The sequence below is a fragment of the Mammaliicoccus sciuri genome (assembly GCF_002901825.1).
Classification (GTDB): domain Bacteria; phylum Bacillota; class Bacilli; order Staphylococcales; family Staphylococcaceae; genus Mammaliicoccus; species Mammaliicoccus sciuri.
On the sequence record NZ_PPQD01000034.1, the window covers coordinates 108,710 to 120,152 of the forward strand.

Consider the following 11,443-nt stretch of genomic DNA (forward strand, 5'->3'; position numbering starts at 1 on the left):
GATGAGATTAGATAAATTTTTAGCAAATTCAGGTATCGGAACAAGAAAAGAAGTTAAAAAGTTTCTAAAGAAAAATCTTGTTTCCGTTAATGATGAGATCGTTAAGAAACCTGAAATGCATATTAATCCAGAAGATGATGTTATAACATTTGATGATATCCCGATAGAATATGAACCAGTTGTATATTTAATGATGAATAAGCCAGCTGGATTTGTTTCAGCGACAGAAGATGATGAACATGAAACAGTCATTGATATTGTCCCAGAATATATGCACTTAGATTTATTTCCGGTTGGTCGTTTAGATAAAGATACAGAAGGTTTATTACTTCTAACAAACGATGGTAAATTCTCGCATCAACTTATGAGTCCAAAACAAAAAGTCGCTAAAAAGTATTATGTTGAAGTGTCTGGTCACATTTCAGATGATGCAATAGATATTTTTAAAGCAGGCATAGATTTAGGTGACTTTACATCTTCTCCAAGTGAATTAGAAATTGTAGAAAATGGAGAAGAGTCTATAGCTTATGTTACGATTTATGAAGGTAAATTCCACCAAGTTAAGAGAATGTTTCATGCGATTGGTTGTGAAGTAACGTATTTAAAACGTGTTCAAATAGCTGATTTAGAACTTGATGAACGTTTAGAACTTGGTGAGTATAGGCATTTGTTAGAAGAAGATTTTAAACTTTTAAATTTATCTGTTTAAAATGTTTAGAAAGATTTTCTCGGGGTATTATAATAACTATTAATTAAATAGAGGTGGATACAAATGGCTAAAAAAGCAGGATTATTTAGAACGTTAGTAGTATTAGGTGGAACTGCAGCAGCAGTTGTCTTATCTAAAAAAGAAAATAGAGATAAATTAAAAAATGAATACGGGAAATATAAAGAAGATCCAGAGAATTACAAAGAAAATGCTAAGCAAAAAGCAAACGAACTAAAAGGTAAAGCACAAGACGAGTACTCTAAATATAAAGAAGATCCAACTTCTTATAAAGAGTCAGCTAAAGAAAAAGCGAAAAATGAATTCCAAAAAGCAAAAGAAGATCCAAAAGGTTATGCATCAAATGCTAAATCTCGTCTAAAAAAAGAAGATGAAGATCCAACTGAACAAAGAGAAGCTAAATTTGACGATGAAGGCGGAACTGCAAACAACAATTTAAGAGTTGTTACAGAAGAAGATTTGAAGAAATAATTTTCTCCTTATGTTCAATATTGACTAAAACTAGGGCAACTTATTTGTCCTAGTTTTTTTGTTAACAACTTTCATCTTGTCGGGAAATAATAAGATTCAAAAAAATATTTTTATATAAGACTTTAGTCGTACGTAAAAGGAAATAACTTTATGTATAAAAAATTAAAAATTTATCGGTAATTCTATTTCATATTTACAAAAATATCATGTATTATATAGATAACTATTCAAGTTAAGAAAGAGATGATTTTCGATGTGGAGAAATAAAATTAAAGAATATGAACAAGATATTATAAATGATTTAAAGGGGCTATTAAGCATCGAAAGTGTTAGAGATGATGCAGCAAGTACATACGATGCGCCAGTTGGACCAGGTCCAAAAGAAGCGTTAAATTATATGTACAAGTTAGGAGAAAGAGATGGATTTTCTCATGTTGATATAGATAATATTGCAGGTAGAATTGAAGCGGGTAAAGGTGATGATTTATTAGGTATACTTTGCCATGTTGATGTTGTGCCAGCAGGTGCTGGATGGGATTATAATCCGTTTGAACCTGTAGAAACTGAAGATGCAATCATTGCAAGAGGTACACTTGATGACAAAGGACCAACAATTGCAGCATACTATGCCGTTAAGATACTTGAAGATATGAAAGTCGAATGGAAAAAAAGAATACATATTATTGTAGGTACTGACGAAGAATCTGATTGGAAATGTACAGATCGTTATTTTGAAACAGAAGAAATGCCTTCTGTAGGTTTTGCACCAGATGCAGAATTCCCTTTAATTCATGGAGAAAAAGGGATTGTAACATTCAACATCACTCAATCTGGATATGTGGAAGATAATGATGAGCCTGAAGTAGAGCTCAAAGCATTCTTCTCAGGTGAAAGATTCAATATGGTACCAGATACTGCTCAAGCTAAATTACTTATAAAAGAACAAATGACGAATGTTGTTCAGAAATTCGAATCATTTTTAAATGAACATGAGATTGAAGGCGAAACGACAATTGATGAAGGTTTCTTAAACATCGTTGTTCACGGTAAATCAGCTCATGGTATGGATCCTACATTAGGAGTGAATGCTGGCTTATATCTTATTCAATTCTTAAATGAATTAAATTTAGATAAATACGCGAGCTCATATGTGAAATTTGCAAATGAATATTTAGTTGATTCTCCAAAAGGTGAAAAAATGGGTATGAAGTTTGCTACGGAAGAAATGGGGGAAGTGACGACTAATACAGGTATTATGAGTTATACAGATGTAGATGGTGGTCAATTTGGTATTAATTTAAGATATCCCGAAGGCTTTAATTTCGACCAATCAATGTCTCGTTTTTCTGAAGAAGTGAAAGAAAAAGGCTTCGAAATTGAAATGGATAAACACCAAGTTCCGCATTATGTAGATAAAAACGATCCATTTATCGAAAAGCTATTATCAGCATATCGCAATCAAACAGGTGATCAGTCCGAGCCATTTACAATCGGTGGGGGGACATATGCTAGAAACTTAGATAAAGGTGTGGCATTTGGTGCCATGTTTAAAGAATCTGAAGATTTAATGCACCAAAAAAATGAATATATCACGAAAAAACAATTATTTAATGCAACTGCAATTTATTTAGAAGCTATATACAATGTCTGTGTAAAGGGTGATGATGAATGAATTATATTTATATAAATGATGAGTTTGTTGATGAATCTGAAGGTAAGATTAGCTATTCTGATAGAGGTTATAACTTTGGTGATGGCATATATGAATACATACGTATATATGAAGGCAAGGTATTCACATCTAAAGAGCACTATGAAAGATTATTTAGAAGTGCCAAAGAAATTGGACTTAATTTAGACGCATACTCTGTTGAAGGTTTAACAGAAGTGACGAAAGAATTAGCAGCAAAGAATAATGTTGTAAATGGTGGCGTGTATATTCAAGTGACACGTGGTGTTGCGCCTCGAAATCACCCGTTTCCTGATGCTAGTACAAAGCCTGTATTCTCAGCTTTTTCTAAAAGCTATGACAGACCATACGACGAATTAGAAAATGGCGTTAAAACTATAACAGTTGAAGATATCAGATGGTTAAGATGTGATATTAAGAGTTTGAACTTATTAGGTAACGTGTTAGCAAAAGAGAAAGCTACACAAAATGATGCAGCTGAAGCGATCATGCATAGAGGTGAAACAGTTACTGAAGGTAGTTCAAGCAATGTTTATGCGATAAAAGGTGGCAAAATTTATACACATCCTGCAAATAATTTAATTCTTAATGGTATTACTAGACGTGTTATAAAAGAATTAGCTGACGATTTAAATATTCCATTTATTGAAGAATCATTTACATTAGATTTCTTAAATGATGCTGATGAAGTGATTATTTCAAGTACATCTATTGAAGTAATGCCAGTTGTGCAAGTAAATGATCAAAAAATAGGTGACGGAAAAGTCGGACAAATTACGAAGCAATTACAAAATGCATTTAATAATTATATAGAGTCAAAATCATAAAAATTTTTTAGTGTAATTTTAATATCTTAAGTAATTCAAGTGGATACTGAATTTATAAGACTTATTGTATATGAATAGGTTCAAAATACTCCAAAGTTTTCATTTATGAGGTTGAAATCTTAACCGAAAGATAATAAAATTTATATCAAGCGCACTAAAATTACAAAAATAAAACAAAAATTTTTAAGATTAAAATATGACTCTTGAAAAACAATATTCTTGAGTCTTTTTCTTTTTCTTTAATTGAAAGTGAGGTGGATAGGTTGGAACATTTTTATCAGTTAGGTTGGACATTAGACTCAGCAGGTGGTGCATCTGGTGAAGCATATATGGCAGAACAAGATGGCCGCAAGCTCTTCCTAAAACGTAATTCAAGTCCTTTCTTAACAGCGTTATCTGCTGAAGGTATCGTTCCAAAATTAGTTTGGACTAAAAGAATCGAAACAGGAGAAGTTGTGACTGCACAACATTGGAAAAATGGTAGAGAGTTAGTCCAAGATGAAATGAATTCTAACCGAGTTGCCAAACTTCTGAAAAAAATACATTCTTCTAAACAATTATTAAATATGCTTAAACGTATGGAAATGAAACCTATGCATCCAGAGATTTTATTTAATAAAATTAACAGCTCATTGTCACGACATGTATTGTCTAATCGCACTGTGAGAAAGGCATTGTTATATCTAGAAGATAACATGCCAACATTAGACAGTAGATTCTATACAGTCATACATGGAGATGTAAATCACAATAATTGGCTTTTATCTGATCAAGACGAACTTTTCTTAGTAGATTGGGAAGGTGCAATGATTGCTGATCCTGCTATTGATATCGGAATGATATTATATACTTATGTTGATGAGAAAGATTGGTCAGATTGGCTAAGTATGTATGGCATTAATGATACGCACGATTTAAAGAAACGTATGAAGTGGTATACATTAATTCAAGCTATCGCAATGGTAGAGTGGTATGAAGAGAAAAAACGTTATAAAGATATGAATGATTGGTTACACTTCTTAAATGAAGTGATGACAAGAAATGTATTTATATAAGGAGTAACTTTGAATGAGAATGAGAAATAAACCTTGGGCTGATGATTTCTTAAAGGATCATCCCAATATAGTAGATGTAGATCTTAATCATCAATATAAGATGGCAGAATGGTTTGATAAAGATCAACCCATTCATATTGAAGTCGGAACTGGTATGGGTAGATTTATTACTGAGACTGCTAAACAGAATCCTAATATCAATTACGTAGCAATTGAAAAAGATAAAAATGTTATGGTCCGTGTTCTTGAAAAAGTTAAAGAAATGGAATTAAACAATATTAAATTGATTAATCAAGATGCTAAATTATTAACAGAGTATTTTGTTGAGAATGAAGTTTCAAGAATTTATTTGAATTTTTCTGATCCATGGCCTAAGACAAGACATGCTAAAAGAAGATTAACTTTTTCTAGCTTTTTAGAAATTTATCAACACATTTTGAATAAAGATGGGCAAATACATTTCAAAACAGATAATCAAGGGTTATTTGAGTATAGTTTAGAAAGTATGTCTCAATATGGTATGTCATTTAATTATATTAATTTGAATTTACATGAAGATGAGCCTGAAGATAATATCCGTACTGAATATGAAGATAAATTCTCTAGTAGAGGCTTTAGAATCTATCGTATGGAAGCAAGCTTTAAATAAGGAAGTTGGAATCGCTTTTGATTCTAACTTCTTTTTTTACGTCTTTTTTAACTAATGTGTTGTAGTAATCATCAAAGATGTTCATTACTCTAATTAGTGATAAAATAATAATAAATGATTGGAGGGGAATTTCTTGTTAAATATAGGTGAATTTAAATTATATCCATTACAAGGTGGTATTACTCAAATGGATGGTGGTGCAATGTTTGGTGTGGTCCCAAAAGCGTTGTGGAGTAAAAAATACCCACCTAATGAACTTAATCAAATACCTCTCGTAACACATCCAATATTCGTTCAAACAGATGAACACAATATAATAATTGATGCTGGGATAGGTAATGGTAAATTAACAGACAAACAAAAAAGAAACTATGGTACAACTTATGAAAGTGATATAAGTAACTCATTAAAGCAATTTAATTTGACCATTGATGATATTGATATAGTTTTAATGTCTCATATGCATTTTGATCATGCTTGTGGCCTGACAACTACAGATGGTCAATCAGTATTTAAAAATGCAACAATTTATACATCACAAATTGAATGGAATGAATTGAGAGCCCCAAATATAAGAAGTAGCGCTACATATTGGGAACAAAATTATAAAGGTATTGAACATCAAGTTGTAACATTTGTGGATTCGATGGAAATCGTTCCAGGTATTAAAATGATACATACTGGTGGTCATAGTGCTGGTCATAGTGTCATTGAAATTGAAAGTAATGATATGAAAGCTGTGCATATGGCTGATATCTTGCCTACATTAGCTCATCTTAATCCTTTATGGGTTACAGCCTATGATGATTATCCAATGGATTCCATAAATGCTAAGGAGAGACTTTTACAAAGATATATTAAAGAAGATTATTGGTTCGTGTTCTATCATGATGCCAATTATTTTGCGCTCAAACTTGATGAACAAACGAAGGGAATTAAAGAAGAAATGAGAAGGGATGATTTAATTGAAATATAATTTTGATGAAGTGATTGATAGAAGGGGAACAGCAACAGTAGCATATGATGGACAACGTAAAGTTTATGATTATGAGAACTTAGAACCATTTTGGATTGCAGATATGGATATTAAGACACCTGATTTTATTATCAACCATTTGAAAAACAAATTAGATCAAGCACATTTCGGGTATTTAGTGTGGAAACAAGAAGCATACTTAAGTGCGATTAAAAATTGGTACAAAACGAGATTTTCTGTAAATATCCAAAAGAATGATATATATTATGTTCCGAGTATTTTGTTTACTGTAACTGAAGTTATACGTGAGTTTACGAAAGAAGGTGAAGGTGTGTTAATACATACACCTTCATATAATGCCTTTTTAAATTTAATTGAAGGTAATAAAAGAGTGGCCGTCGAATCTCCATTAGTTGCAACGGATAACGGTTATGAGTTAGATAAAGAACAATTTGAAGAAATGGCAGTACGTGATGATGTTAAAGTGTTAGTACTGTGTAGCCCTCATAATCCAACAGGTAAAGTTTGGACGAAAGAAGAATGTGCATTTATGAAAGATGTGTGTGAAAGACATGGTGTCTTTATTGTTTCTGATGAAATTCATATGGATTTTGTGAGAAGTGAAAATGGATTCTATTCAATGACAAATGAAATGACTTTAGATTCTCCAATTCTTGTTGTCACTGGTTTAGGTAAAACATTTAATTTAGCAAGTTTAGCAAGTAGTTATATGATTACAAAACATCGTTATTTCACATTACAATTCAATCGTAAATTGGCAACATATTATGGATTGTCAGCTGCAAATACATTGGCTGTTGAAGCAGTTAAAGTAGCCTATAATGAAGCAGGTGAATGGGTAGATCAATTAAATAATCATATTGAAAAGAATATGACTATCTTAGATGAATTTATTAAAAGTGAAATGTCTGATCAGTTATCGTTTATCAAACCTGAATCGACATATTTAGCTTGGGTAGACTTTTCTAAAAGTGGTTACATAGAAAGTGATGTTCAAAAAGCATTGCAATCTGTAGGGAAACTTGCAACAGGGATCGGCCATTCCTACGAGCTCGGAGAAAGTCATCATTTCAGAATGAATTTAGCTTGTAGCGAAGAAAAATTAAGAAGTGGTTTAGAATCTATTAAAAAATCATTCGATGCACTAGATCACGGTGAAGTTGAATAATTTTCAGTTAAAAAAAGAGTCTGAGGTTTAAATTAATCACTCAGACTCATCTTTTTAAGCTTATTAAATTTCAAATATATCAATAACTTGGCCATTAAAGGCATCGGCGATAAATTCATAGTGAACTTGTTTACCATCATTATTAACGGTAATACCACCATGTACAACTTTAGTTTCAATGCCGAATTTTTGGTAGGTCTTTGGGATATGTAATATATAAGAGGCTTCAACATTATTAAATTCTGCTTTGACTTGTTTAAGGATTTCTTCACAACTATATGGCTTATATTGCTTAGCATATACGATAGAAGCAACAATACCTATACCAGTAAAAACGGACAATAATAAAATGAAAAAGCGTAACTTATTGTTCTGCATGACCATGCCTCCTTCTATTTAAGTTAAGTTTAACACAAAGACTGAACGATAGATAAATATTTCAATAAGGAGATTTACAATGACACAAATTAGACAAGAAACACTTAATAGAATGAAAGTATTAACAGAATTACATGCTGTACCTGGATTTGAAAATGAAGTACGTGAATATTTAAAAGAAAAAATGGCACCATTTGTTGATGAAATTATCGGTGATAATATGGGCAGTATTTATGGTGTGAAAAAATCTAAAAAAGAAAATGCTCCTAAAGTATTAGTAGCAGCTCATATGGATGAAATTGGCTTTATGGTTACTGAAATGACAAAAGAGGGTATGTTAAAGTTCACACCACTTGGCGGTGTGTCATCAGATGTATGGTTATCACAAACACTACAGTTAAAAACTCGTGACGGTAAATACTATAACGGCGTAGTTGGCAGTATCCCTAAACATTTTAGAACTGGTAAAGAGTCAGGTGTATCTATTGAAGATATGCTTTTAGATGTTGGTGCAGAAAGCATTGATCAATTAAAAGAAATGGGCATTAAAATTGGTGATACAATTGTTCCAAGTACGAATTTTGAACAACTTACAGAGAATAGAATACTCGCTAAAGCATGGGACAATAGATATGGTTGTTTAGTTGGATTAGAGTTATTGGAAGCCGTTAAAGATGAAGAGCTTGATGTCGATTTATATGTAGGTGCAAATGTTCAGGAAGAAGTTGGTTTAAGAGGTGCTTCAGCAAGTGTGAATTTAATCAAACCAGATTTAGCATTAGTTGTGGATTGTTCACCTGCAAATGATATGAAAGGACATGTCGGCTTATCTGGTGCTTTAGGAAAAGGTGTATTAATTAGAATATTAGATCGTACGATGATTTTATCTGAAAGAATGAGAGATTATTTAATTGAAATGGTTGAAGAAAAAGAAATTAATCATCAATACTTCCAATCACCAGGTGGTACTGATGGTGGAGAAATTCATAAAGCTCTAACAGGTATCCCAACTGCGGTAATAGGTGTTTGTGCTAGATATATCCATACAAGTAAAGCTATTTACGATGCAAGAGATTATGAAAGTGCAAAATTATTACTTAATGAAATCGTGTTAAATTTAAGTTCAGAAAAGATTGAATATTTGAAATTTAAATAGTCCAGATTTTAGTAATTGACAGTAGTTGTAATTCGGTCTAAAATATGTTTATTCCGATTTGGATACTAAGAATAGAGGGATGTATATATGAAAAAGGGTATATTTTTAATTATTGCATTAATTGTTGTGTTAGCTGCATGTGGAAACAGCAACGACAAGAAAGAAAGTAGTAAGAAAGATGATAAAACAATTGTAGTAGGTACAGAAGGTACGTATTCTCCATTTAGCTTTCATGACAAAAATGATAAGTTAACTGGATATGATGTAGAAGTAACAAAAGCAGTTGCTAAAGAAATGGGATACAAAGTTGAATTTAAAGAAACACAATGGGATTCAATGTTTGCTGGGTTAGATTCAGGACGTTTTGACATGATTGCTAACCAAGTTGGTATCAACGATGAAAGAAAAGCAAAATATAAATTCTCAGATCCATACACTTATTCAAATGGTGTATTAGTAGTAAATGAGAATAATAAAGACATCAAATCATTCGACGACGTTAAAGGTAAAAAATTAGCACAAACTTTAACATCTAACTATGGTAAACTTGCAAAGTCTAAAGGTGCAGATATTACTAAAGTAGACGGCTTCAACCAAGCGATGGATTTATTACAATCAAATCGTGTTGAAGGTACTTTTAATGATAATATTTCATATTTAGATTATAAAAAGCAAAAACCTAACGCTAAAATAAAAGCAATTCAAGGTGATGCAGAACAAAGTCAATCTGCATTTACATTTAGTAAAAAAGAAGATGACAAAGTGATTAAAGATTTTAATAAAGGTCTAAAAACTTTAAAAGATAATGGCGAATTAGAAAAAATAAGTAAGAAATGGTTTGGCGCTAATGTTTCAGAGCCTAAATGATGAGCAACTTCATGCATTAAATGCTGCCAAACAAGCATTTCTACCGATGTTAGAGGGTCTAGTTAAATATTCTATTCCTATTACTTTAGTTACTTTTGTGCTTGGTTTAATCTTGGCATTAGTTACAGCATTAATGCGTATATCAAGTAGTAAAGTTCTAAAAGGGATTGCACGTTTTTATGTTTCAATCATTCGTGGTACACCTATGATTGTTCAATTATTCATTATCTTTTACGGAATCCCTGAGATTGGTAGATTGGCAACAGGAAATGCAGACAATCAATTGACTTTGTCACCTGTCATAGCTGCGATAATTGGCCTTTCTCTTAATGTAGGTGCATACGCATCTGAGATTTTAAGAGGTGGAATTATGTCTATTCCGAAAGGTCAAACTGAAGCTGCCTACTCGATTGGTATGAATTATAAACAAACTGTACAAAGAATTATATTACCTCAAGCAATTAGAGTTTCAGTACCTGCATTAGGTAATACATTCTTAAGCTTAATTAAAGATACGTCTTTACTTGGGTTTATTTTAGTAGCAGAAATGTTTAGAAAAGCGCAAGAAGTAGCATCTACAACATATGAATTCTTAACGATTTATTTACTAGTAGCGATATTATATTGGATCGTATGTTTTATCATATCAATCGTTCAATCTTACTATGAATCTTATATTGAAAGAGGGTATCGTTCATGATTGAACTTCAAAATATTAAAAAATCATTTAATGATAAAGAAGTCATCAAAGGGATTAATCTTTCAGTAGATAAAGGTGAAGTGATTACTTTAATTGGAAGATCAGGTTCGGGTAAGACAACTTTATTGAGAATGATGAATGCATTGGAAATTCCGACTGAAGGTACTGTAGTTGTTAATGGCGAAACGTACACAGCAGATAATAAGAAGTCACAAATTAAAGTACGTAAACAATCAGGTATGGTGTTTCAAAATTACAACTTGTTTCCACATAAAACAGCAATTGAAAATGTTATGGAAGGTTTAATTACTGTTAAAAAAGTAAATAAGCAAAAAGCATATGACGAAGCACTTCAACTTTTAGAAAAAGTAGGATTAGAAAGTGTTAAAGATCAAAGACCTCATGCTTTATCTGGTGGTCAACAACAACGTGTGGCGATTGCTAGAGCATTGGCAATGAATCCTAAAGTCATGTTGTTTGACGAACCGACATCAGCATTAGACCCAGAGTTAGTGAATGATGTATTAAAAGTTATTAAAGATTTAGCTAATGAAGGTATGACGATGGTCATTGTTACACATGAAATGAGATTTGCAAGAGAAGTTTCTGATAGAATGATTTTTATTCATGATGGTTTAATTGGTGAAGAAGGTAAACCGGAAGAGATGTTTACTCAACCGAAGACAGACGCATTGAAGAAATTTCTAAATGTTATAGAAGTATAAAGTTTCTAAATACACATGTTATTATTTTAATTT

At 31.8% G+C, this 11,443-nt stretch carries 13 protein-coding genes; 12 read left to right on the top strand and 1 reads right to left on the bottom strand.

Features of this window, described 5'->3' with window-relative positions:
- Position 1: 1 nt before the first annotated feature.
- The 8 genes from CD035_RS12000 (at position 2) to CD035_RS12035 (ending at position 7,584) form a co-directional block, all read left to right on the top strand.
- Complete coding sequence (locus CD035_RS12000) at positions 2 to 709, top strand: pseudouridine synthase (RefSeq protein WP_048539808.1); 708 nt, start codon at positions 2 to 4, stop codon at positions 707 to 709.
- A 63-nt stretch (positions 710 to 772) separates the two neighbouring features.
- On the top strand, positions 773 to 1,198 hold the full coding sequence (locus CD035_RS12005) for a YtxH domain-containing protein (RefSeq protein ID WP_048539552.1): 426 nt from the start codon (positions 773 to 775) through the stop codon (positions 1,196 to 1,198).
- A gap of 253 nt (positions 1,199 to 1,451) precedes the next feature.
- Positions 1,452 to 2,870: a dipeptidase PepV gene (pepV, locus tag CD035_RS12010; RefSeq protein ID WP_048539553.1), complete on the top strand. Its 1,419-nt coding sequence runs from the start codon at positions 1,452 to 1,454 to the stop codon at positions 2,868 to 2,870.
- Positions 2,867 to 3,715 carry a D-amino-acid transaminase gene (gene dat, locus CD035_RS12015; protein WP_048539554.1) on the top strand — a complete coding sequence of 283 codons (849 nt, stop codon included), beginning with the start codon at positions 2,867 to 2,869 and terminating at the stop codon, positions 3,713 to 3,715. Before pepV ends, dat begins: the two co-directional genes overlap by 4 nt.
- Positions 3,716 to 3,978: 263 nt before the next feature.
- On the top strand, positions 3,979 to 4,770 hold the full coding sequence (locus tag CD035_RS12020) for a phosphotransferase family protein (protein WP_025905270.1): 792 nt from the start codon (positions 3,979 to 3,981) through the stop codon (positions 4,768 to 4,770).
- A gap of 13 nt (positions 4,771 to 4,783) precedes the next feature.
- A complete protein-coding gene (gene trmB / locus CD035_RS12025; RefSeq protein WP_048539555.1) occupies positions 4,784 to 5,419 on the top strand; it encodes a tRNA (guanosine(46)-N7)-methyltransferase TrmB in 636 nt (211 codons plus the stop codon).
- Between the two features lie 133 nt (positions 5,420 to 5,552).
- Positions 5,553 to 6,395 carry a YtnP family quorum-quenching lactonase gene (locus CD035_RS12030; RefSeq protein ID WP_107610373.1) on the top strand — a complete coding sequence of 281 codons (843 nt, stop codon included), beginning with the start codon at positions 5,553 to 5,555 and terminating at the stop codon, positions 6,393 to 6,395.
- Positions 6,385 to 7,584 (top strand): MalY/PatB family protein, encoded by a 1,200-nt coding sequence (locus CD035_RS12035; RefSeq protein ID WP_048539556.1) that lies wholly within the window; start codon positions 6,385 to 6,387, stop codon positions 7,582 to 7,584. The genes CD035_RS12030 and CD035_RS12035 overlap by 11 nt, the downstream gene beginning before the upstream one ends.
- Positions 7,585 to 7,647: 63 nt before the next feature.
- On the opposite strand, the gene CD035_RS12040 is transcribed toward CD035_RS12035, so the two are convergent.
- A complete protein-coding gene (locus tag CD035_RS12040) occupies positions 7,648 to 7,962 on the bottom strand; it encodes a hypothetical protein (RefSeq protein ID WP_048539557.1) in 315 nt (104 codons plus the stop codon).
- 79 nt (positions 7,963 to 8,041) lie between these two features.
- Between CD035_RS12040 and CD035_RS12045 the strand changes: the two genes are divergently transcribed.
- The 4 genes from CD035_RS12045 (at position 8,042) to CD035_RS12060 (ending at position 11,410) form a co-directional block, all read left to right on the top strand.
- Positions 8,042 to 9,118 carry a M42 family metallopeptidase gene (locus tag CD035_RS12045; protein WP_048539558.1) on the top strand — a complete coding sequence of 359 codons (1,077 nt, stop codon included), beginning with the start codon at positions 8,042 to 8,044 and terminating at the stop codon, positions 9,116 to 9,118.
- Between the two features lie 87 nt (positions 9,119 to 9,205).
- Positions 9,206 to 9,985: an amino acid ABC transporter substrate-binding protein gene (locus tag CD035_RS12050; protein WP_048539559.1), complete on the top strand. Its 780-nt coding sequence runs from the start codon at positions 9,206 to 9,208 to the stop codon at positions 9,983 to 9,985.
- Positions 9,966 to 10,685 carry an amino acid ABC transporter permease gene (locus CD035_RS12055; protein ID WP_048539560.1) on the top strand — a complete coding sequence of 240 codons (720 nt, stop codon included), beginning with the start codon at positions 9,966 to 9,968 and terminating at the stop codon, positions 10,683 to 10,685. The genes CD035_RS12050 and CD035_RS12055 overlap by 20 nt, the downstream gene beginning before the upstream one ends.
- Positions 10,682 to 11,410: an amino acid ABC transporter ATP-binding protein gene (locus tag CD035_RS12060; protein ID WP_048539561.1), complete on the top strand. Its 729-nt coding sequence runs from the start codon at positions 10,682 to 10,684 to the stop codon at positions 11,408 to 11,410. The genes CD035_RS12055 and CD035_RS12060 overlap by 4 nt, the downstream gene beginning before the upstream one ends.
- The last annotated feature ends 33 nt before the right edge of the window (positions 11,411 to 11,443 follow it).

Excerpts from the sequence above, each read along its gene's own strand:
- CD035_RS12000 (WP_048539808.1), top strand. The coding sequence starts at position 2 with ATGAGATTAGATAAATTTTTAGCAAATTCAGGTATCGGAACAAGAAAA.
- CD035_RS12005 (WP_048539552.1), top strand. The coding sequence starts at position 773 with ATGGCTAAAAAAGCAGGATTATTTAGAACGTTAGTAGTATTAGGTGGA.
- pepV (WP_048539553.1), top strand. The coding sequence starts at position 1,452 with ATGTGGAGAAATAAAATTAAAGAATATGAACAAGATATTATAAATGAT.
- dat (WP_048539554.1), top strand. The coding sequence starts at position 2,867 with ATGAATTATATTTATATAAATGATGAGTTTGTTGATGAATCTGAAGGT.
- trmB (WP_048539555.1), top strand. The coding sequence starts at position 4,784 with ATGAGAATGAGAAATAAACCTTGGGCTGATGATTTCTTAAAGGATCAT.
- CD035_RS12040 (WP_048539557.1), bottom strand. The coding sequence starts at position 7,962 with ATGCAGAACAATAAGTTACGCTTTTTCATTTTATTATTGTCCGTTTTT.
- CD035_RS12045 (WP_048539558.1), top strand. The coding sequence starts at position 8,042 with ATGACACAAATTAGACAAGAAACACTTAATAGAATGAAAGTATTAACA.
- CD035_RS12050 (WP_048539559.1), top strand. The coding sequence starts at position 9,206 with ATGAAAAAGGGTATATTTTTAATTATTGCATTAATTGTTGTGTTAGCT.
- CD035_RS12055 (WP_048539560.1), top strand. The coding sequence starts at position 9,966 with ATGTTTCAGAGCCTAAATGATGAGCAACTTCATGCATTAAATGCTGCC.
- CD035_RS12060 (WP_048539561.1), top strand. The coding sequence starts at position 10,682 with ATGATTGAACTTCAAAATATTAAAAAATCATTTAATGATAAAGAAGTC.